We start from the raw sequence: 21,283 nt of genomic DNA on the forward strand, positions 1-21,283 counted from the left end.
CCTGGAAGGGCTGAGGCGCCGTGCGAGCGACGTTGCGCTGGGCGCACTCCGACCTGAGGACGCACCGCGGCGAGGCGCTGTTCCTCGTCCTCGCCACCGCGGGGATAGTGGCGTCGCTGCTGCTGGCGACGGCCCTGTTCGGGTACGCCACCAACCCCTGGCAGCGGATCTTCACGCAGGAGCGCGGCGCGCAGGACGTGTGGATCCACACGTCCCTGTCCGCCCCGGTGGGCAAGCTGGCGGACCTGGACGGCGTCGACTCCGTCGCCGGCCCCTACGCCACCGCGTCGACCACGCTCGCCTCCCGCGGCACCCGCGCCTCGGTCGAGTTCCGCGCCACGCCCGAGGACCCCTCCGTCGGCCGGCCGCTGCTCACCTCCGGCCACTGGCTGGACTCCGCCGACCCCGACGGCGTGGTCCTGGAGAGCCGCCTCGCCCGCGCCCTGCTGGCCGAACCCGGCGACACGCTGACCCTGCCGGGCACGGCGCGGACGGTGACCGTCGCCGGCGTGGCCGACAGCGCCGAGCCGCGCTACCGGGCCGGCGAGCAACCGGGGCTCGTCTGGGCGCTCCCGCCCGCCGTCTCCCACCCGACCGGCCAGGTCATCGGCCTGCGCCTGGCCAACCCCGACGACACCGGCTACGCCGTCCAGCGCGCCGTCACCGTCCTCGGCGCCGGCGCCATCGGCGAGGTCTCCACCTGGCAGCAGGCCCGGTCCGAGGCACAGGGCGACAACCGGCTGCTCGGCCAGGTGCTCGGCCTGTTCGGGCTGGGCGCCCTGGTCGCGGCCGGGCTCGCCGTGCACGGCGCGATCGCCACCCGCATCCGCGGTCACCTGCGGGACATCTCGGTCCTGAAGGCGATCGGCTTCACGCCGGGCCAGGTCGTCCGCGTCTTCCTCTTCCAGCACATCGCCTACGCCGTCCTGGGCGCCGTCGGGGCGGCGGCGCTCACCCAGGCCCTGGGCAGCCGCTTCCCCGGCCGCCTCGGCGACGCCCTCGGCGTCTGGCAGGGCCTGCCCGGCCACACGGTGGCCCTCTTCGTGATCCCCGTCGGCGCCGTCCTCTTCATCGGCGCGACGACGTGCCTCGCGGCCTGGCGCGCGGGGCGGGTACCGCCGGTACCGGTACCTCGGGCCGCGGCCGTCGGGGGTGGCGGCCTGCCGCGGGTCGCGCGGCGGGCGTTCGGCTCCGGGCGTACGGGTCCGGACGAGGGGACACCCGGTCCTGGATCCGCACCCACGGCACGACGCGCACCCGGCCCCTCCGCCGGCCGGCTCCCCGCCATGGCACGGCGGGCGCTGGGGCTCGGGGTGCCGCCCGCGCTCGTTCTGGGGTGGCACACGACGTTCGTACGGCGGCTGCGGTCGCTGGCGACCGTGGCGCGGCTCGCGCTGCCGCTGCTGCTGATCGTCGTGGCGATGAGTGCCTGGACGACGATCGACCGGTTCCACAGCAGTCCCGAGCGGATCGGGCTGCCGGCCGCGCTCAGCGTCCACGCCGACAGCGGCCTGGGCGACCGCGCGACCCGCACGCTGCTGGAACGCGATCCGCAGGTCGCCGCCGCCTACCCCGGCGTCGAGGTGGCCGCCCTGGTCCCCGGCCAGACGGCCACGATCGCGCTGCGCGGCCTCGGCACCCACCGCGACCCGTACCCTTACACGCTGGCCGAGGGCCGCCCCGCGCGCGCGAGCGACGAGGCCGTGGCCGGGCAGGGTCTGCTCGATCTGCTGGACGTCCGGGTCGGCGACTGGGTGCGGATGACGGTCGGCGACCAGCCGCAGATCCTGCACATCGTGGGCCGCAGCATCGAGCCGGAGAACGCCGGCCGGGTCATCTCCACCTCGCTCGACACCCTGCGCGAGAACGACCCGCACCTCAGCCCGACCCTCTACCAGCTCCGCCTGCGCCCCGGAGCCGACCCGCACCAGGTCGCCGCCCGGCTCACCGCCGCCGGGCACGGGCACCTGGACGTGCACGCGGTGACCAACCCGGCCGACGGACTCTCGCCCCTGCGCTCGGTGGTCGTCGGGCTGATCGTCGTCCTCGCCCTCATCGGGCTCGTCGAACTGCTCACGGCGATCGGCGGCACGGTCCGCGAGGGCGAGCGCGACCTGCTCGCCCTCAAGGCCATCGGCCTGTCCCCGCGCCAGATCACCGGGATCACCGTCACGGCCACCGGTTGCACCGCCCTGGCCGCCGTCCTCGCCGGTACGGCCCTGGGCACACCCCTCGCGCACTGGCTGATCGACGCCCAGGGCAGATCGAGCGGCATCGGCGCCGGGATCGCGCAGGGGCCCTCGCCGGTCCTGCTGGTGCTGTTCGGTCTGGCGGCGGTGCTGGGCGCGGCCGCCCTGGCCGCCCTGCCCGCGGCCCGCGCCACCCGGCGGCGCCTCGCGGACACCCTCAGCGCGGTGGCCTGAGCCCGGTCAGGTCCCGTAGGGATCACGTGGGTTGTACGGACTGCCGTAGAGGTTCACCTGCGGGGCGTACGGCGGTGGCGGCGGCGCGATCCGGGGCAGCACGGCCGGGTGGGCCGCGAGCCGGACGCCGTAGCGCTGTCCGAGTCTGCGCAGTTCCAGCAGGGCGATCGCCGTGACCGTCACGGGTGCGCCCAGGATGAAGACGATCCCCATCGTGAGGCTCAGGCCGTGCAGGTCCCCCGTGATCAGGTCCGGTACGGCCGTCAGCCAGGTCGTCACCGTGGCGAGCAGCGGCGGCAGCCCGCGGTGCACGGCGGCGGTGCCGAAGAAGTTCCCGGTGAGCCGGACCGCGCCCGCGATCACGAAGACCGCGAGCCAGAGCCCGGCGAGGCTCAGCACGAGTTTCGCCAGGATCCCGAAGACGTCGCCCAGCCGGAAGATCAGTACCGTCGTCAGGACCGAGCCGACGAAGAGCAGCAGCAGCTTGAACGCGTTGACGAGCGGCACCTTCAGCTGCCGCACCGTGCCACCGCGCCGCCAGACGTAGAGCATCACTCCGACCGTCAGCGGGGTGATGAGGAACAGGACGGCGGAGGCGGTCGCCGCGTTGTCCAGCATCTCGTCGAAGGCGAACCCGCCCTGTACGAAGGTGTAGACGCCGAGCGCCGCGACCACTCCGGCGACCACCCGGATGCGCTTGAGCCGCTCCACCGACGGGTCGACGGCCTCGGGGATCCACGCCGGGTGGAACACCGCCCGCGCCACGTGATGAGGCTTCGGAAAGGTCCGGGCGGCCAGCCTCTCGCTGAGCCAACTCCCTTGCACGCTATGCACGTTGTGCTCCCCCGAGCGGTCGTGTCCATGATCGCCCGGAGGAGTCTACGGGAAGCGGACGGCCCTGTACCGCCCCCTTCCCGTACCTTCCTTGTCACGAACGGCCGCGCAGCTCCCGGTACTTGGCGACCAGCGCCTTGCTGGACTCGTCCAGCCCAGGCACCTGCGCGCCCTCGGTCAGCGCCGGCTCGACCCGCTTGGCCAGCACCTTGCCGAGCTCGACACCCCACTGGTCGAAGGAGTCGATGTTCCACACCGCGCCCTGCACGAACACCTTGTGCTCGTACAACGCGATCAGCTGACCGAGCACGGACGGCGTCAGCTCGCGGGCGAGAATCGTCGTCGTCGGGTGATTGCCCTTGAACGTCTTGTGCGGCACCAGCTCCTGCGCCACACCCTCGGCCCGTACCTCGTCCGGCGTCTTGCCGAAGGCCAGCGCCTGCGTCTGGGCGAAGAAGTTGGCCATCAGCAGGTCGTGCTGCGCCTTCAGCGTCCCGCTCAGCTCGGCGACCGGCTCGGCGAAGCCGATGAAGTCCGCCGGGATCAACTTCGTTCCCTGGTGGATGAGTTGGTAGTAGGCGTGCTGCCCGTTGGTGCCCGGCGTGCCCCACACCACCGGCCCGGTCTGCCAGTCGACCTCCCGCCCGTCACGGTCCACGTACTTGCCGTTGGACTCCATGTCGAGCTGCTGCAGATACGCGGTGAACTTCGACAGATAGTGGCTGTACGGCAGCACCGCATGCGACTGGGCGTCGTGGAAGTTGCCGTACCAGATGCCCAACAGACCGAGCAGCAACGGCACGTTGGACTCGGCGGGCGCGGTCCTGAAGTGCTCGTCGACCAGCCGGAACCCGTCGAGCATCTCGCGGAAGCGGTCCGGGCCGACGGCGATCATCAGCGACAGGCCGATCGCCGAGTCGAACGAGTACCGCCCGCCGACCCAGTCCCAGAACTCGAACATGTTGTCAGGGTCGATACCGAACTCGGTGACCTTGCCGACGTTGGTCGACAGCGCCACGAAATGCCTGGCGACCGCCTCCTGGCCGGCCTTCAGCTCACCGAGCAGCCACTCGCGCGCCGAGGTGGCGTTGGTGATCGTCTCGATGGTGGTGAAGGTCTTGGAGGCGATGACGAACAGCGTCTCCGCCGCGTCCAGGTCGCGGGTGGCCTCGTGCAGGTCGGCGCCGTCGACGTTCGACACGAAGCGGACCGTGAGACCGCGGTCGGTGTAGCTGCGCAGCACCTCGTAGGCCATCGCGGGACCGAGGTCGGAGCCACCGATGCCGATGTTGACGACGTTCCTGATGCGCTTGCCGCTGTGGCCGGTCCAGGCGCCGGAGCGGACCCCGTCGGCGAAGCCGGCCATCTTGTCGAGCACGGCGTGCACACCCGGGACGACGTTCTCCCCGTCCACCTCGATCACCGCGTCGCGCGGGGCGCGCAACGCGGTGTGCAGCACGGCGCGGTCCTCGGTCGTGTTGATCTTCTCGCCGCGGAACATGGCGTCCCGGAGGCCGAAGACATCCGTGGCCACGGCCAGCTCGCGCAGCAGCCGCAGGGTCTCGTCGGTGACGAGGTGCTTGGAGTAGTCGACGTACAGGTCGCCCACCTGCAGCGTGAAGCCGGAGCCGCGGCCCGGGTCGGCGGCGAAGAGTTCCCGCAGATGGGCGCCGGCGAGCTCCTCACGGTGCTTGGCCAGCGCGGTCCACTCGGGCGTCTGGTTGAGCCTGGTACGGCCGTCTGCGTTCATGTCCGACGTCAGCCTTCTTTCGTCCCTGTCCCAGCGATTCCAACCTAATTGATCAGAGCGGGACATGAGCCGTCATGGCCTCGTCGTCCGGCACGACAACAGGTACGTTCAGCCGGCGGACAGGCATCAGTTCGAAGGCGGACAGGACAGCTTCGGCCAGGCACCCCTCGGTGCCCGGCCGGCTCTCAAGTCCTAGATCTCGCCACGCAGTTTGGCGAGCGCCTCGGCGAGGATGGCCTCGCCGTCCGCGTCACTGCGCCGCTCCCTGACGTACGCGAGGTGCGTCTTGTAGGGCTCGGTGCGCGGCGGGTCCGGCGGGTTGTCCCGGTCCTGTCCGGCCGGGAAGCCGCAGCGCGGGCAGTCCCAGGTCTCGGGAACCTGCGCGTCGCTGGCGAAGCTGGGCTGCGTCTCGTGCCCGTTGGAGCACCAGAAGGAGATGCGCAGACGCGGCGCGGACTCGCCGCGCTCGGCCTCGCCCATCGGCCCCGCCCCGACCCGGCTTCCTCGGATCGCGTTGCCACTTGCCACGGTCGTAACTCCCTGCGTGATGGTGCCGCGAAGCGAGTCGGCGTTTCGCTTCGTTGCGAGCGCCTCAGTCTACGTAAGGCCCAACGCGCGTCCAGTGATTGGAGTTACAACCTCCATACCTAGACGCAAGCCCCATGATAGGCCGCGCTCAGCTGCGCGTACCGAACATGGGGCCTTACGTGCGGAATGCAGGTGCTGTGTGTGTATTGCTGCTCAGCTGTTCGTCTTCATGATGATGCCGAGTACGACAATGCACACGAACCACAGCAGACCGATCACGACGGTGATGCGGTCCAGGTTCCGCTCGGCGACCGAGGAGCCGCCGACGGACGACTGCATGCCGCCACCGAACATGTCGGAGAGACCGCCGCCCTTCCCCTTGTGCATCAGCACCAGCAGCATCAGCAGCAGGCTGAAGACGATCAGGGCGATCGAGAACCCCAAAACCACGGCTGGACCAACTCTCTCGGATTCGGATGAACGACGGGGGCACAGCCACAGAGCTGTGCCCCCGCAAGGGTACGACGTATCGCCGCTACCGCATACTCCCAGCTCGTGTCACTGGTCGCGGAAGCGCACGATCTTGACGAACTCGTCCGAGTCCAGCGAGGCACCGCCGACCAGGGCGCCGTCGATGTCGGCCTGGGCCATGATCTCGGCGACGTTGCCCGACTTCACGGAGCCGCCGTACTGGATGCGCACCTTGTCGGCCAGCTCCTGGTCGTACAGCTCGGCGATCTTGCCGCGGACGGCGGCGCAGACCTCCTGCGCGTCCTCGGCACCGCAGACCTTGCCGGTGCCGATGGCCCACACCGGCTCGTAGGCGATCACGACCGACTCGGCCTGCTCGGCCGGAAGGTCCTTCAGACCGCCCTCGACCTGGGCGAGCGTGTGCGCGACGTGGTTGCCCGCGTCCCGCACGTCGAGCTCCTCGCCGACGCACAGGATCGGGGTCAGACCGTGCTTGTAGGCGGCCTTGACCTTGGCGTTCACCTGCTCGTCGGACTCGTTGTGGTACTGCCGGCGCTCGGAGTGACCGATCACCACGTACGTGCACTTCAGCTTGGACAGCATCGGGCCGGAGATCTCGCCGGTGTACGCCCCGGAGTCGTACGCCGAGATGTCCTGGGCGCCGTACTTGATCTTCAGTTTGTCGCCGTCGACCAGGGTCTGCACGGAGCGCAGGTCGGTGAAGGGCGGCAGGACGGCGACCTCGACGGCCTCGTAGTCCTTGTCCGCGAGGGCGAAGGCGAGCTTCTGGACGTGTGCGATGGCCTCGAGGTGGTTGAGGTTCATCTTCCAGTTGCCCGCCATGATCGGCGTGCGCGTGCTCATGCGGTTCAGTCCTCCAGTGCGGCGAGGCCGGGGAGCGTCTTGCCCTCGAGGTATTCGAGGGAGGCGCCGCCACCGGTCGAGATGTGGCCGAATGCGTTCTCGTCGAAGCCCAGGAGGCGGACGGCCGCGGCGGAGTCGCCGCCGCCGACCACCGTGAAGGCCTGGGAGTCGAGGAGTGCCTGGGCGACCGCCTTGGTGCCCTCGGCGAATTCGGGGTGTTCGAAGACGCCCATCGGGCCGTTCCAGAAGACGGTGGCGGCGTCGGTGATCTTCGAGGCGTACAGCTTGCCGGACGCCGGGCCGATGTCCAGGCCCATCCGGTCGGCGGGGATGGCGTCCGCGGCGACGGTGGTGGCGTCGGCCGGGGCCTTGGTCTTCAGGTCCGGGAACGCGGGGGCGACCACCGCGTCGACCGGCAGGACCAGCTCGACGCCGGTCTTCTCGGCCCGCTCGATGTACTCCAGGACCGCCGGGATCTGGTCCTCCTGGAGAAGGGACGCACCGACCTCGTGGCCCTTGGCCTTGAGGAAGGTGAAGGCCATGCCGCCGCCGATGAGGATGCGGTCGGCCTTGCCGAGCAGCTGGTCGATGACGGCGAGCTTGTCGGAGACCTTGGCGCCGCCGAGCACGACCACGTAGGGCCGCCGGACCTCGTCGGTGAGCTTCTTCAGGACGCCGACCTCGGTGGCGATGAGGTAGCCGGCGTAGTGCGGCAGGCGGGCCGGCAGGTCGTACACGGAGGCGTGCTTGCGGTGCACCGCGCCGAAGCCGTCGCCGACGTAGACGTCCGCGAGGGCGGCGAGGCGGTCCGCGAACTCACCGCGCTCGGTGTCGTCCTTGGAGGTCTCCCCGGCGTTGAAGCGCAGGTTCTCGATGACCGCGACCTGACCCGGCTGCAGTCCGTCCACGGCGTCGTGGGCGGCGGGGCCCACGGTGTCCTGGGCGAACGCCACGGGCGCGCCGAGGAGTTCACCGAGCCGCTCGGCCGCGGGCAGCAGCGAGAAGGCCGGGTCCGGGGCTCCCTTGGGGCGGCCGAGGTGCGAGGCGACGACGACCTTGGCGTCCGCCTCCACGAGGGCCTTGACGGTGGGCAGCACCGCGCGGATGCGGCCGTCGTCGGTGATGGTGGTGCCGTCCAGCGGCACGTTGAGGTCGGCGCGGACGAAGACCCGCTTGCCGGCCACTCCTTCGGCGAGGAGTTCGTCGATCGTCTTCATAAGGGGCTCCTGGTGAGGGTGCTCTGATCGTACGAGGGCTGTTCGGTACGTGAGTCAGGGCCCGGGCGGCGCGTCTGTGCGCCGCCCGAGCCCTGCGTTCACATCGAGTCGCCTGCTCCGTGGATCAGGTCAGAGCTGGTTGCCGACGAAGACCGTGAGGTCGACGAGGCGGTTGGAGTAGCCCCACTCGTTGTCGTACCAGCCGAGGATCTTCACCGTCGTGCCCTCCTGGACCATGGTCAGGGAGGAGTCGAAGGTGCAGGACGCCGGGTCGCTGACGATGTCCGAGGAGACGATCTGGTCCTCGGTGTAGGACAGGTAGCCCTGCAGCTCGCCCTCGGAGGCCTTCTTGAAGGCGGCGTTGACCTCGTCCTTGGTGACCTCGCGCGACAGCTCCACGACGAGGTCGGTGGCCGAGCCCGTCGGGACCGGGACGCGCATCGCGATGCCGTCGAGCTTGCCCTTGAGCTGCGGCAGGACCAGGGCGGTGGCCTTCGCGGCACCCGTCGTGGTCGGGATGATGTTCTCGGCGGCGGCACGGGCGCGGCGCAGGTCCTTGTGCGGGAAGTCCAGGATGCGCTGGTCGTTCGTGTACGCGTGCACCGTCGTCATCAGGCCCTTGACGATGCCGAAGTTCTCGTCGAGCACCTTCGCCATCGGCGCCACACAGTTGGTGGTGCAGGAGGCGTTGGAGATGACGTGGTGGTTCGCGGGCTCGTACTTGTCCTGGTTGACACCCATCACGATGGTGATGTCCTCGTCCTTGGCCGGGGCCGAGATGAGGACCTTCTTCGCGCCACCGGCGATGTGCTTCGCGGCGTCTTCCTTCTTGGTGAAGATGCCGGTCGACTCGATGACGATGTCGACCCCCAGCTCGCCCCACGGGATGTCGGCGGGGTTGCGCTCGGACAGCACCTTGATGGTGTGCCCGTCGACGGTGATCGTGTCGGCCGTGTGCGACACCTCGGCCTTCAGGCGGCCCAGGATGGTGTCGTACTTCAGCAGATGAGCGGTGGTCGCGGTGTCACCCAGGTCGTTGACAGCCACGATCTCGATGTCTGCACCCTGCTCCAGCAGTGCGCGGAAGTAGTTGCGACCGATACGACCGAAGCCGTTGATGCCTACGCGGATCGTCACGAACCGATCTCCTCGTTGGTACGCCGGCCATGCGATGCCGGCGAGCTCTGTTTGGGATGTCCCCGACCACCCCCGACCCTACCTCCCTGGGGCCTGAGCGGTGACATCGAGATGCCGCATACACGGGCAGGCGGTCCGTACCCGCCAGTAGCGGTACGGACCGCCCGCCGGTAAGAGCCGATCACTCCTTCCGTAAGAACCGGTCACTCCTTTTGACTACGGTGAGCTGGTCATCGTTGACCGGGGAGTTCACCCTTCGAGGGCGGCGAGCGCCTTCCTCACGAGGCTGTTGCGGTCGGCCGCCGCGGTGAGGTGCTCGAGACCGAAGCCCAGCAGCACGGTCCGGTCGGTGGTGACGGCGCCGTACGTCTTGAACAGGGTGCCGGTGCGCGCCCAGTCCTTGAGGACGGCCGGGCTGCCCGGAGGCGGTCCGGAAACGCTCCACGCACCGAGCGAGGTCTCGAAGCCCTCGGTCTGCGTCGCCGCGCCGTTCAGGACGAGCGAGGCCTCGTCGGCCAGGACGCCGTGCCCGCCGCTGCCCGGGTCGGTGACGTAGGTGATCGACACCTCGACGGACCTGCCGGCGTAGGCGCTCAGGTCGTACTCGACCTGCTGCCAGCCGTTGGAGGCGCCGGTGAGGCTGTTCCACGAGCCGCTGGTTCCGGTCGCGGTGCAGCCTGCGGGGCTGAAGGTGAGGTAGTGCTCGAGCCAGGGGTGCTCGTTCACCAGGAAGCCCGCCTCGCACTCCGACGGGACCTTCTGGCTGCTCGCCCCGCCCTTCTCCGGGAGGGTCGTCCAGTCGTCGCCGCCGGTCGTGTGGGCCTCGACGATGACGTGGTCGTAGCCGGCCTCGGTGTCCCAGAGCAGCCGGCTGCGCAGGGTGGGCTGCTCGGCCGCCGCCACGCCGGTGAGGTCGACGGTGCGGGTGAGGCGCTTGTAGGAGTCGTCGGTGTGCACGGCGGCCGCCATGTAGGAACCCGCGTACGGCCCGTACGGGTTGACGGTCCCGGCGAACTGGCCCGCGCCCGCGCTCGCGAACTGCGGGTAGGCGGCGACGGGCAGTTCCTCGGAGGTGACGCCGTAGGTGCCCGCCTTGTCGAGCGGGTTGCCCGGCGCCGCACCGAGCGTGCCGCCGGCGCCGTCGAGCTTGCCGGAGCCGGTGAAACCGGTTGCCCCCGGCGTCGACGTACGCGAATAGGCACCCAGGTAGTACTGGCTGAAGTCGTTCGACAGGGTGCCGTCGCCGAGGTCGACGTTGCCGCCGGCCTGTTCGCCCGCCTCGATCAGCTTGCCGCCCTCGTTCAGGTAGGCGCGTAGCTGGAGTTGGGTGGCGTTGCCCGGGACGCTCGCGCCCGTGTAGTGGACGACGGTCCTGAAGTGGTCGAGCACGCCGAGCGCGTCGGGCGCGCCCTGGGTGGCGACGTCCCAGACGATCGCCTTGCGGCCGTTCGCCTTCAGCGCGTCCACGTACGTCCGCGCCTGTGTGGCGGCCGCGCCCTCCTCGGCGACGACCAGCGTGTCGGCCTTGGGCCGCTGCGCGACGGTGTAGGTGAAGTGCTTGCTGGACGCCTTCTTGCCGCCCTTGGCCTCGCCGGTGAACCACACCTCGACCTTGTCGCCCGGGTCGCCGTCCCCGACCTTGGCCCGGTACTCGTCGAAGTGCAGGTTGTCGTCACCGCCGTAGGTCTCGCCGCCCTTCCAGGCCCTGAGCGGCGCGTGGTGTGTACGGCCGCCGTTCACGCGGTACTTGAGCTCCTTGTCGCGGATCGCCTTGCGTATGACGACGGAGACCTCCTGGCCGGCGCCGCGCGAGTACGACGTGGCGAACTCGGCCGGGGTGAAGTCGGCCGCGGTCAGGCCCAGTGACGAGGACGGCCTGTCGGGGTGCGGGGCGGTCTCGGCGACCGACAGCGCGAACGGGATGTTCTTCTCGAACTCCTGCTGGATCAGGTGCTCGTCGTCCGGGAAGTTGAACTCCGAGCGGCAGTCGGCCGCGTTCCACCGGTCGTTCGGGTCAGCGTTCGAGGCGGTCTGGCAGGTCGACATCTCGGGGGTGAACATCGACATGCCGTTGACGTTCGCCGCGTGGCCGTCCGCCTCGCCGTTGGTGGTGTACAGCTCAGAGGAGACCTGCGGGCGGTAGCCGGGGATCGCGGAGTTGTCCGGGCTGCCGGCCAGCGCCTTGTAGAGCACGTCGTCGGGCGTGGGCGTGGCGACCTGCCAGCCGACGCCGTAGAGCAACAGCTCGGCGGCGGAGTGGTAGTTGATGCCGTAGGAGAAGCCGATGCGCTTCTCGAAGGCGTCGATCGCCTTGGTCTCGGGCTCGGAGCCCGGGCTCGCGCCGCGGTAGGTCTCGCTGGTGGGATTGGGCGACGAACCCTCGTCGTCGTAGCCCCACTTGTAGGCGAAGTTGCGGTTGAGGTCGACGCCGTCGCCGGTGGAGATGACGCCGTCGCCGTTGACGTCCCGCAGGTTCTTGCGCCACAGGCGGGTGTCGTCGCTCTTGAAGGTGTAGTCGTAGCCGTCCGGGTTGGCCGAGATCACGAACCACAGCTCGGTGGAGTCGACGATCTTCCTGACGCGCTTGTCCGTCTTGTAGTGGTCCAGGTAGTAGTGCATCAGCCGCCGGGTCATCTCCGGCGTGATCCACTCGCGCGCGTGCTGGTTGGACATGTAGAGGACCGAGGGCCTGGAGCCGTCCTTGGCCTTCCTGGCGTCCTTGGTCAGCTTGAGCGCCAGAATGTCCTGGCCGCCGACGGTCTTGCCGATGGAGACGACCTTCGTGAGACCGGGGTTCTCCTGCCCGGTCCGGACGATCTCCTCCTTGAGGCCACCGCTTCCGCCGTACGGCCTGAACACGCCCTGGGCGGCGCCCTCGACCCGTGCCTCGGCCTTCGCCGACAGCGTGTGCTCGGTGAGGTCGACGCCCTGCTTCTCGAGCTTGTGGGCCTGCTGACGGGTGAGGTAGACCTCGACCGAGGCGGTGCCCTTCTCGGGGACCTGCTCGCCGAGTTCGTGGCTGTCCTGTCCTGCCGCGAGCAGCAGAGGTACCTGCTTCGCGGTGACGTCGGCGCGATAGACCTCGACCTCGTTGGGGTCGGAGCCCTGCGAACTTGCGTTCTGCGCCTGGGCGATGGGTGCGAGGCTCGCTCCGCCGATCAGGAGCGCGCCGACAGCGAGGATCGATCTCGCTCTGTGTCTCATGAACCCCCCTAGCAGTTGATCACCACAGCAGCGAACAGTTGCCAGGCTCATGACAGTTCATGATCGAGTCAAGAGCGCCTCAAGGACCGGAAAACGCCGGTGCCGCCGCCCAAGTGGGCGGCGGCACCGGCGTGTTGGACGATCCTCGACCGGATCAGCCGACGAGGTTGTCGGCCATCTCCTCGGTGATGCTGGACTCCGTGCCCGGGATGCCGAGGTCGGAGGCGCGCTTGTCGGCCATCGCCAGCAGACGGCGGATACGGCCGGCGACCGCGTCCTTGGTCAGCGGCGGGTCGGCGAGCGCGCCCAGCTCCTCCAGCGAGGCCTGCTTGTGGTCCATGCGCAGCCGGCCGGCGGCCGCGAGGTGCTCGGGGACCTCGTCGGCGAGGATCTCCAGGGCGCGCTGCACCCGGGCGCCCGCGGCGACGGCCGCACGCGCGGAGCGGCGGAGGTTGGCGTCGTCGAAGTTGGCGAGGCGGTTCGCCGTGGCCCGCACCTCGCGGCGCATCCGGCGCTCCTCCCAGGCCAGCACCGACTCGTGCGCGCCGAGGCGGGTGAGCAGGGCACCGATCGCGTCACCGTCACGGACGACCACGCGATCCACGCCGCGCACCTCGCGCGCCTTCGCGGCGATCGACAGCCGGCGGGCGGCGCCGACCAGCGCGAGAGCGGCCTCGGGGCCCGGGCAGGTCACCTCCAGGGAGGACGAGCGGCCGGGCTCGGTGAGCGAGCCGTGGGCCAGGAAGGCACCGCGCCAGGCGGCCTCCGCGTCGCAGGTGGCCCCCGAGACCACCTGCGGGGGCAGGCCGCGGATCGGGCGGCCCCGGCCGTCCACCAGGCCGGTCTGCCGGGCCAGCTGGTCGCCGCCGGCCACCACCCGGACGACGTAACGCGAACCGCGGCGCAGTCCGCCCGGCGCCATCACGATCAGCTCGGAGCTGTGGCCGAAGATCTCCAGGATGTCCCTCTTCAGGCGTCGCGCCGCCATCGCGGTGTCCAGCTCCGCCTCGATCACGATGCGCCCGCTGACCAGGTGGAGGCCGCCGGCGAACCGCAGAATGGCGGAGACCTCCGCCTTTCTGCAGCAGGTCCGGGTGACGGGGAGCCGGGAGATCTCGTCCTTCACCGCTGCCGTCATCGCCATGGGCCGATCCTTCCATGCATCCGAAAAATACGGTCGTACGCGGCAGCCAGCAGCTCCGGATCGTGCCGCGGAGTTCCGTCCCTCCGGGCCACCGGCGCCAGCTCGACCGCGGCCCCGAGCCGCTTGGCGGCCTCGGTGAGCACCTCGCGGTCGGGAACGGCGGCCTCGTCGGCCAGCACCACGTCCAGGGCGAGTTTAGGGGCGTGTCGTCCCAAAACCTCCAAATGACGCTGCGGGGAGAAGCCATCGGTTTCTCCGGGCTGCGGGGCGAGGTTCAGCGGGAGCACCCGGCGCGCCTTCGTCTCCATGAGCGCGTCCAGGAGATCCGGCACGAGCAGATGGGGGATGACGGAGGAGAACCAGGAGCCCGGACCGAGGACCACCCAGTCGGCGTCCAGGACCGCCTCGACGGCCTCCGGGACGGCGGGCGGGTCGTGCGGCACGAGGTGCACGGACTGCACCTCGCCGGGCGTCAGGGCCACGGTCGCCTGGCCGCGCACCAGGTCGACGTCGTCGGGCCGGTCCGGGTCGTGCCCCTTGACCAGAGCCTGAAGCTCCAGGGGTACGGCGGACATGGGCAGCACGCGCCCGTGCGCGCCGAGGAGCTTGCCGACCAGGTCGAGCGCCTGGACGTGATCACCCAGCTGCTCCCAGAGGGCGACGATCAGGAGGTTGCCGACCGCGTGCTCGTGCAGGTCGCCCTTGGACTGGAAGCGGTGCTGGATGACACGGGCCCAGGTCTGGCCCCAGTCGTCGTCGCCGCACAGCGCGGCCAGCGCCTTGCGCAGGTCGCCGGGCGGCAGCACGCCCAGTTCGTCGCGCAGGCGCCCGCTGGAGCCGCCGTCGTCGGCCACGGTGACGACGGCGGTGAGGTCGCCGGTGATCCGGCGCAGGGCGGCGAGCGAGGCGGACAGGCCCATGCCGCCGCCGAGGGCGACGACCTTGGGCTGGGTGCCCCGGCGGCGCGCCCGGGCGCCACGGGCCTCGACCGGCCGGCCGGTGCGCGACTCGGGCACCGTGCGGCGCAGCCGGCCGAGCCGGCTCGGCCGCAGTGGACGTTCCGTCATTCGCGTCCCATGTCCCGGTGTACGACCACCGTCTCCACGCCCTCGGCCGCGAGCCGCGCGGCGAGCTTCTCCGAGGTGGCGACCGAGCGGTGCTTGCCACCCGTACAGCCGATCGCGATGGTCACGTACCGCTTGCCCTCGCGGCGGTAGCCCGCGGCGATCAGCCTGAGCAGCTCGGCGTAGCGGTCGAGGAACTCCTTGGCGCCGGGCTGGTTGAAGACGTACGCCGACACCTCCTCGTTGAGACCGGTGAAGGGGCGCAGCTCCGGGACCCAGTGCGGGTTGGGCAGGAAGCGCATGTCCGCGACCAGGTCGGCGTCGACCGGGAGGCCGTACTTGAAGCCGAAGGACATGACGGTGGCCCGCAGCTCGGGCTCCTCCTCGCCGGCGAACTGGGCGTCCATCTTGGCGCGCAGCTCGTGCACGTTCAGGCTGGAGGTGTCGATCACCAGGTCGGCGTCGCCGCGCAGCTCGCGCAGCAGCTCGCGCTCGGCGGCGATGCCGTCGACGATGCGGCCGTCGCCCTGGAGCGGGTGCGGGCGGCGCACCGACTCGAAGCGGCGCACCAGGGCGTCGTCGGAGGACTCCAGGAAGACGATCCGCCGTGTGACGCCCCGCTCGTCCAGGTCGGCGAGGGACTCGCGGAGGTTGTCGAAGAAGCGGCGGCCGCGCACGTCCACCACCACCGCGATCCGCGCCACGTTGCCCTGCGAGCGGGCGCCGAGCTCGACCATGGTGGGGATCAGGGCGGGCGGCAGGTTGTCCACGACGAACCAGCCGAGGTCCTCCAGACACTTGGCCGCCGTCGACCTGCCCGCTCCGGACATGCCGGAGATCATCACCAGTTCGGGGATGGCCGAGTCCGGCATGCCGGCCGGCTCGCCGGCCGCGCCCGTACCCACCTGGGCTTCGTCTGCGCCTTGGTCCTGTTGCGCTTCGTGCTTGTTCACATTCATGTCTCCTGCCCCCGTCGTTCGTCCGGGGCGCCCGTCGTCACGGGCTCCCCGCTGGAACCCATGGTGCCGGGTTCCTCCTCCATGATCTCTCCAGTCGCCGTGTTCACGGCGGGTCCGGCCGGGGCCGCCTGGGCCAGGGCCACGGCGATCGTCTCGGCCGTCTTGCGGCCTATGCCGGGCACCTCGCAGATCTGGTCGATGGTGGCGGACCGCAATTTCTTCAACGAACCGAAGTGCTTGAGAAGTGCCTGCTTACGGGTGTCCCCGAGGCCGGGCACGTCGTCCAGGGGGCTCGAGCGGAAGCGCTTGGCCCGCTTGGTGCGCTGGTAGGTGATCGCGAAGCGGTGCGCCTCGTCCCGCACGCGCTGGAGCAGGTAGAGGCCCTCGCTGGTACGGGGCAGGACCACCGGGTCCTCCTCGTGCGGCAGCCAGACCTCCTCCAGGCGCTTGGCGAGGCCGCACACGGCGACGTCGTCGATGCCGAGCTCGTCGAGGGCCTTCTTGGCCGCCGCGACCTGCGGCCGGCCGCCGTCGACGACGACGAGCTGCGGCGGGTAGGCGAACTTCTTGGGGCGGCCGTCCTCCTCGGTGAGCGCGTCCTCACCGTCGGCCCACTCCCCCGTCTTCTCCTTCTCCGCGAGGTAGCGCCTGAAGCGGCGGTTGATCACCTCGTGCATGGAGCGGACGTCGTCCTGGCCCTCGAAGCCCTTGATCTGGAAGCGGCGGTACTCGCTCTTGCGCTGCAGGCCGTCCTCGAAGACGACCATGGAGGCCACGACGTCGTCACCCTGGAGGTGCGAGATGTCGTAGCACTCGATCCGGAGGGGGGCGCTGTCCAGGTCGAGGGCCTCGGCGATCTCCTCCAGGGCGCGCGAGCGCGTGGTGAGGTCCGAGGCGCGCTTGGTCTTGTGCAGCACGAGCGCCTGCCGGGCGTTGCGCTCCACCGTCTCCATCAGGGCCCTCTTGTCGCCGCGCTGCGGGATGCGCAGCGAGACGTTCGAACCGCGGCGCTCGGCGAGCCACTCCTGGACGGGCTCGACCGGCTCGGGCAGGGCGGGGACGAGGACCTCCTTGGGCACGGAGTCGCCCTTCTCCTCGCCGTAGAGCTGCTGCAGGGCGTGCTCTACGAGGGCACCCGTGGTGACGTCCTCGACCTTGTCCGTGACCCAGCCGCGCTGGCCGCGCACGCGTCCGCCGCGGACGTGGAAGATCTGGACGGCCGCCTCCAGCTCGTCCTCGGCGACCGCGATCAGGTCGGCGTCGGTCGCGTCGGCGAGCACGACCGCGCTCTTCTCCATGGCCTTCTTCAGGGCGCCGATGTCGTCACGCAGCCGGGCCGCCCGCTCGTACTCCATCTCCTCGGCCGCCTCGGCCATCTGCTTCTCCAGGCGGCGGATGTACGTCCCGGTGCGGCCGGCCATGAAGTCGCAGAACTCGTCGGCCAGTTCGCGGTGCTCCTCCTCCGAGACGCGGGCGACGCAGGGGGCGGAGCACTTGCCGATGTAGCCGAGCAGGCAGGGGCGGCCGGTGCGGGTGGCGTTCTTGAAGACGCCGGCCGAGCAGGTGCGTACCGGGAAGACGCGCAGGAGGAGGTCCACGGTGTCGCGGATGGCCCACGCGTGCCCGTACGGCCCGAAGTAGCGCACGCCCTTGCGCTTGTGGCCGCGCATCACCTGCACCCGCGGGAATTCCTCGTTCATGGTCACCGCGAGGTACGGATAGCTCTTGTCGTCGCGGTACTTGACGTTGAACCGGGGGTCGAACTCCTTGATCCAGGAGTACTCCAGCTGGAGCGCCTCGACCTCCGTGGACACCACGGTCCACTCCACGGACGCGGCCGTGGTGACCATGGTGCGGGTACGGGGGTGGAGGGTCGTCAGGTCCTGGAAGTAGTTCGCCAGGCGCTGGCGCAGGCTTTTTGCCTTTCCGACGTAGATCACCCTGCGGTGCTCGTCACGGAACCTGTACACCCCTGGGGTGTCCGGGATCTCACCCGGCCGGGGGCGGTAGCTGGAGGGATCGGCCATGTCCCACACCCTACTGGCGGGGACCGACAGTCGGCGGGCCTGTGGACAACGCCCGGCGCGACTCGGACGAGGCCCGCACGGCGCACCCGAGCCGGACCGCTGATCGCGTCTCGGCCAGGACCTTGTCGCTGTTGGGTTTCAGGTGTTGTCGGGACTAGGTCAACACGCTTCAATGCGTGGGAACTCGGGGCCGTGAAGCACGGCGTACGGATGTGAAGACGCCCCGGCGCCGACGGGGTGGTCCCGAGAACGAGCGCGAAACCCGGCCCGACCAGCCGTAGTGAGCATTCACAGAAAGGCCCCTGCATGCCGCACGCCACACAGCACGCGGACGTCGCCGTCGTCGCCACCGCGGAACTGGACTCGGCCCTGCGGGGCGGCCCCTTCCACGTGGCGCTGCGTGCCGCGATCGCCGCCCGCGGACTGCCGCTGCAGCGTGTGCAGCACCATCTGTCGCGCCACGGGGTCAAGGTCGGTGTCACCAGCCTGAGTTACTGGCAGCAGGGCGCCCGGCGCCCGCAGCGCCCGGAGTCCCTGCGGGCCGTGCGCGCACTGGAGGAGATACTCCAGCTGCCGGAGGAATCCCTGATACGGCTGCTCGCGGAGCCCGACGAGGGCACGTCCGCGGGCCGGCCCGCGGGCCGCTCCTACCGCTCCCTGGTCGAGGCGTCGGGCGTGCTGCAGCGGATGCTGTCCGAGCTGGGCTCGCCGCCCGACGGCGGGCTGCACACCCTGGGCCATCACGAACTGGTGCGGATCGGTCCGCGGCGTGAGCTGGCGGCGCGCGAGTCGCACCACATCGTGCGCGCCCACAAGGACGGCGTCGATCGCTTCCTGGCCGTCCACCACGGCGACCCGGGATGCACGCCGGAGCGCATGGGCGTGCACGCGCTGGAGAACTGCCGCACGGGACGCGTGCGCGTGCACCAGGACACCGGTGTGCTCGTGGCCGAGCTCCTCTTCGACACCCGGCTGCGGGCGGGCGACACCTTCCTCTTCCGCTACGGCGTCGAGGACGGCACCGCCGGGGTGTCCCGCGAGTACGTCCGCGGCTTCGGGCCGGCCGGCGGGCAGTACGCGCTCCAGGTGCGCTTCGACACGAGAGCCCTGCCGTCCCGCTGCCACCGTTTCGCCCAGCACTCCCCTGCCGCCCCGCGCAGCGGCCGCCAGGAACTGCGCCTCAGCGACCCCCATCACTCGGTCCATCTCGTCGAGCCCCGGGTGCGCACGGGGATCGTGGGGATCGGCTGGGACTGGGAGTGAGACTCCGTACCGAGCCGTCAGGGGCCGTTCCGTACCGGACGTAAACGTTTGCGCAAGCGTTTACGTCCGGCCCGGAATGGGATACGGTCCCGCCGGAAGGCCGCGTCCCCGCGAGAGGCGGGGCTCGGGAAGAGGCGCGGCTCGGAAAGGCGCGCGGGTCGGGAAGGGGAACGCGATGGCCACGATGGCCGACGTCGCTCGGAGCGCCGGGGTTTCCGTGGCGACCGTCTCGCACGTCCTGAACGACACCCGTCCCGTCCTCCCCCACACCCGCCAGGCGGTCCTCGACGCGATCGACCGGCTCGGCTACACCCCGAACACCCTTGCCCGCTCCCTGGTGACCTCGCGCACCCGGTCCATCGGGCTCGCGGTCTCGGCGATCAGCAACCCGTACTTCACGGAGATCCTCCAGGGCGTCGAGGCGGCCGCCCTGGAGCAGGGCTACAGCCTGCTCATCGCCGACCCGCACGACGACCCCGAGCACGAGCGCAAGGTCGTCCAGCTGCTGTACGAGCGCCGGGTCGACGGCATGATCGTCGCGCCGTCGGCGGACCCTCGGGAGCTTGTCGCCTATCTCGCCCGGCACGAGGTCCCTGCCGTCTTCCTCGACCGGCTGGTCGACATCCGGGCCGTCGGCACCCCGGTCGGTGGCATCCCGGTGGGTGGCACCCCGGCCGCCGGCGCCCCGGCCGAGAGCGCGCAGGCGGACGGCGCGCGGTCGGACAGCGCCTCTGACGACGGCGCCCCGTCCGACGCCGCACCGCGCTACGACCAGGTCTGCGCCGAGAGCGCCGAGCCGACCGCCCGCCTCGTCGCCCACCTCGCCGAGCTGGGGCACCGCCGGATCGGGTTGGTCGCCGGCCTGCCCGGGCTCAGCACCACCCGCGAGCGCATCGCCGGTTACCGCCGGGGCCTGGCCGGCTCCGGACTCCCTTACTACGAGCACCTCGTGGCGCACGGCGACTCCGAGTCCGCCGGCGCCCGACGCGCCACCGCGGAGCTCCTGTCCCTCCCCGCCCCACCCACCGCGCTGGTCACCGCCAACAACGCGATGACCATCGGCGCCCTGCGTGCCCTGCGGGAGCGCGGTCTGTCCGTGCCCGGCGACCTGGCCCTGTGCTGCTTCGACGACTTCGCCTGGGCGGATCTGTTCTCGCCCCGGCTCACCGCCGTCGCCCAGCCCAGCAAGGAGATCGGCGCCCAGGCGGTGCGGGTCCTCCTGGAGCGCCTCGCCTCCCCCGGCCGCCCCGCCCGCACCCTGCGGCTGCCCTGCACCTTCGTCCATCGCACCTCGTGCGGGTGCCCCGAACCGCCCGCGCAGTCCGAGAGAGGAACCGCCTCGTGATCGTCGTCGCCGGTGAGGCCCTGATCGACCTCGTACCGCAGGGCACGGGTGCCCTCGCGGGTCTGACGCCGGCGCTCGGCGGCGGCCCGTACAACACGGCCGTCGCCCTCGGCCGCCTCGGCTCCCCCACCGCCTTCTGCTCCCGCACCTCGCACGACGCCTTCGGCGAGGCGCTGCTCGACGGGTTGCGCGCGGCGGGCGTCGACGTCTCGGGCGTACAGCGCGGTGCGGAGCCGACCACCCTCGCGGTGGCCACGATCGACGCGAGCGGCTCGGCCGCCTACTCCTTCTACGTCGAGGGCACCGCCGACCGGCTGTTCTCGGCTCCCGAGGCGCTCCCCGCAAAGACGCGCGCCGTGTCCTTCGGCACCTGCTCGCTCGTCCTGGAGCCCGGCGCGAGCGCCTACGAGACGCTGATGCGCAAGGCCGCAGCCCAGGGTGTCCTCACCGCGCTCGACCCCAACATCCGGGCGGGTCTGATCCCCGACGCGGACGCCTACCGGGCCCGGTTCACCAGCTGGCTGCCCTCGGTGACGCTGCTCAAGCTCTCCGCGGAGGACGCCCTCTGGCTGGGCGGTTCCCCGCGCGAGTGGCTGGCCGCCGGGCCCGCCGCGGTCGTGATCACCCATGGCGGCGACGGGCTCTCCGTCTTCACCCGGGACGGCGCCGAGTACTCCGTGCCGGGCGAGAAGGTCGACGTCGTCGACACCATCGGCGCCGGCGACACCGTGAACGCGGCCCTGCTGCACGGCCTGTCCGAACGGGACGCACTGTCCGCGGACGCGCTCGCCTCTCTGGGCGCCGACAGCTGGACCCGACTGCTGCGGTTCGCGGCCCGAGCGGCCGCGATCACCTGCTCGCGCGCGGGCGCGGAGCCGCCGTACGCCGACGAAGTGGGCGCGGTGTAGCGGCGGTTCGCCCTCGTCACGGCTTGGACTGCTGCAACGGGCGGCGCCCCCCGGGGGCGGGGACCCCGGGGCGCCGCCCCGTGGCGGGGGGGGGGCGGCCTGAGGGGCCCCCGCCGGTTCTTGGCCCGCTCCGCCCGTGTCGAGG

The 21,283-nt window shown here is 71.0% G+C and carries 16 protein-coding genes; 4 read left to right on the forward strand and 12 right to left on the reverse strand.

Features of this window, described 5'->3' with window-relative positions:
• Positions 1-20 precede the first annotated feature (20 nt).
• Complete coding sequence (locus tag ACGFYN_RS25185) at positions 21-2,423, forward strand: ABC transporter permease (protein WP_393868106.1); 2,403 nt, start codon at positions 21-23, stop codon at positions 2,421-2,423.
• 6 nt (positions 2,424-2,429) lie between these two features.
• Here the strand turns inward: ACGFYN_RS25185 and ACGFYN_RS25190 are convergent, their stop codons facing one another.
• The 12 genes from ACGFYN_RS25190 to uvrC all read right to left on the reverse strand — a co-directional run bounded on the left by ACGFYN_RS25190 (position 2,430) and on the right by uvrC (position 17,622).
• Positions 2,430-3,188 carry a hypothetical protein gene (locus ACGFYN_RS25190; RefSeq protein ID WP_393868107.1) on the reverse strand — a complete coding sequence of 253 codons (759 nt, stop codon included), beginning with the start codon at positions 3,186-3,188 and terminating at the stop codon, positions 2,430-2,432.
• A gap of 163 nt (positions 3,189-3,351) precedes the next feature.
• Positions 3,352-5,007 (reverse strand): glucose-6-phosphate isomerase, encoded by a 1,656-nt coding sequence (pgi, locus tag ACGFYN_RS25195; RefSeq protein ID WP_393868108.1) that lies wholly within the window; start codon positions 5,005-5,007, stop codon positions 3,352-3,354.
• Between the two features lie 192 nt (positions 5,008-5,199).
• Positions 5,200-5,535 carry an RNA polymerase-binding protein RbpA gene (locus tag ACGFYN_RS25200; protein ID WP_003976875.1) on the reverse strand — a complete coding sequence of 112 codons (336 nt, stop codon included), beginning with the start codon at positions 5,533-5,535 and terminating at the stop codon, positions 5,200-5,202.
• A gap of 213 nt (positions 5,536-5,748) precedes the next feature.
• Complete coding sequence (gene secG, locus ACGFYN_RS25205; RefSeq protein ID WP_393868109.1) at positions 5,749-5,985, reverse strand: preprotein translocase subunit SecG; 237 nt, start codon at positions 5,983-5,985, stop codon at positions 5,749-5,751.
• A 108-nt stretch (positions 5,986-6,093) separates the two neighbouring features.
• Complete coding sequence (gene tpiA, locus ACGFYN_RS25210; RefSeq protein WP_393868110.1) at positions 6,094-6,870, reverse strand: triose-phosphate isomerase; 777 nt, start codon at positions 6,868-6,870, stop codon at positions 6,094-6,096.
• A gap of 5 nt (positions 6,871-6,875) precedes the next feature.
• Positions 6,876-8,087, reverse strand: coding sequence for a phosphoglycerate kinase (locus tag ACGFYN_RS25215; RefSeq protein ID WP_393868111.1), 1,212 nt, complete (start codon positions 8,085-8,087; stop codon positions 6,876-6,878).
• A 129-nt stretch (positions 8,088-8,216) separates the two neighbouring features.
• Entirely contained in the window at positions 8,217-9,224 is a 1,008-nt protein-coding gene (gap, locus tag ACGFYN_RS25220; RefSeq protein WP_393868112.1) for a type I glyceraldehyde-3-phosphate dehydrogenase, read from the reverse strand.
• 249 nt (positions 9,225-9,473) lie between these two features.
• Positions 9,474-12,428 carry a M14 family zinc carboxypeptidase gene (locus tag ACGFYN_RS25225; protein WP_393868113.1) on the reverse strand — a complete coding sequence of 985 codons (2,955 nt, stop codon included), beginning with the start codon at positions 12,426-12,428 and terminating at the stop codon, positions 9,474-9,476.
• A 154-nt stretch (positions 12,429-12,582) separates the two neighbouring features.
• Entirely contained in the window at positions 12,583-13,572 is a 990-nt protein-coding gene (whiA, locus tag ACGFYN_RS25230) for a DNA-binding protein WhiA (RefSeq protein ID WP_393868114.1), read from the reverse strand.
• Positions 13,563-14,639 (reverse strand): uridine diphosphate-N-acetylglucosamine-binding protein YvcK, encoded by a 1,077-nt coding sequence (yvcK, locus tag ACGFYN_RS25235; RefSeq protein ID WP_393868115.1) that lies wholly within the window; start codon positions 14,637-14,639, stop codon positions 13,563-13,565. Before yvcK ends, whiA begins: the two co-directional genes overlap by 10 nt.
• Complete coding sequence (rapZ, locus tag ACGFYN_RS25240) at positions 14,636-15,595, reverse strand: RNase adapter RapZ (RefSeq protein WP_393868116.1); 960 nt, start codon at positions 15,593-15,595, stop codon at positions 14,636-14,638. The genes yvcK and rapZ overlap by 4 nt, the downstream gene beginning before the upstream one ends.
• Positions 15,592-17,622 (reverse strand): excinuclease ABC subunit UvrC, encoded by a 2,031-nt coding sequence (gene uvrC, locus ACGFYN_RS25245; protein ID WP_393868117.1) that lies wholly within the window; start codon positions 17,620-17,622, stop codon positions 15,592-15,594. Before uvrC ends, rapZ begins: the two co-directional genes overlap by 4 nt.
• A 306-nt stretch (positions 17,623-17,928) precedes the next feature.
• Between uvrC and ACGFYN_RS25250 the strand changes: the two genes are divergently transcribed.
• The 3 genes from ACGFYN_RS25250 to ACGFYN_RS25260 all read left to right on the forward strand — a co-directional run bounded on the left by ACGFYN_RS25250 (position 17,929) and on the right by ACGFYN_RS25260 (position 21,138).
• On the forward strand, positions 17,929-18,885 hold the full coding sequence (locus ACGFYN_RS25250; RefSeq protein WP_393868118.1) for a hypothetical protein: 957 nt from the start codon (positions 17,929-17,931) through the stop codon (positions 18,883-18,885).
• Positions 18,886-19,060: 175 nt separating this feature from the next.
• Positions 19,061-20,230 (forward strand): LacI family DNA-binding transcriptional regulator, encoded by a 1,170-nt coding sequence (locus ACGFYN_RS25255; protein WP_393868119.1) that lies wholly within the window; start codon positions 19,061-19,063, stop codon positions 20,228-20,230.
• Positions 20,227-21,138 carry a carbohydrate kinase gene (locus ACGFYN_RS25260; protein ID WP_393868120.1) on the forward strand — a complete coding sequence of 304 codons (912 nt, stop codon included), beginning with the start codon at positions 20,227-20,229 and terminating at the stop codon, positions 21,136-21,138. The genes ACGFYN_RS25255 and ACGFYN_RS25260 overlap by 4 nt, the downstream gene beginning before the upstream one ends.
• Positions 21,139-21,283 lie beyond the last annotated feature (145 nt).

Source organism: Streptomyces sp. NPDC048419, assembly GCF_043200415.1.
GTDB lineage: Bacteria > Actinomycetota > Actinomycetes > Streptomycetales > Streptomycetaceae > Streptomyces.

Excerpts from the sequence above, each read along its gene's own strand:
- uvrC (WP_393868117.1), bottom strand. The coding sequence starts at position 17,622 with ATGGCCGATCCCTCCAGCTACCGCCCCCGGCCGGGTGAGATCCCGGAC.
- tpiA (WP_393868110.1), bottom strand. The coding sequence starts at position 6,870 with ATGAGCACGCGCACGCCGATCATGGCGGGCAACTGGAAGATGAACCTC.
- ACGFYN_RS25225 (WP_393868113.1), bottom strand. The coding sequence starts at position 12,428 with ATGAGACACAGAGCGAGATCGATCCTCGCTGTCGGCGCGCTCCTGATC.
- ACGFYN_RS25215 (WP_393868111.1), bottom strand. The coding sequence starts at position 8,087 with ATGAAGACGATCGACGAACTCCTCGCCGAAGGAGTGGCCGGCAAGCGG.
- ACGFYN_RS25255 (WP_393868119.1), top strand. The coding sequence starts at position 19,061 with ATGGCCACGATGGCCGACGTCGCTCGGAGCGCCGGGGTTTCCGTGGCG.
- pgi (WP_393868108.1), bottom strand. The coding sequence starts at position 5,007 with ATGAACGCAGACGGCCGTACCAGGCTCAACCAGACGCCCGAGTGGACC.
- ACGFYN_RS25250 (WP_393868118.1), top strand. The coding sequence starts at position 17,929 with ATGCCGCACGCCACACAGCACGCGGACGTCGCCGTCGTCGCCACCGCG.
- whiA (WP_393868114.1), bottom strand. The coding sequence starts at position 13,572 with ATGGCGATGACGGCAGCGGTGAAGGACGAGATCTCCCGGCTCCCCGTC.
- rapZ (WP_393868116.1), bottom strand. The coding sequence starts at position 15,595 with ATGAATGTGAACAAGCACGAAGCGCAACAGGACCAAGGCGCAGACGAA.
- yvcK (WP_393868115.1), bottom strand. The coding sequence starts at position 14,639 with ATGACGGAACGTCCACTGCGGCCGAGCCGGCTCGGCCGGCTGCGCCGC.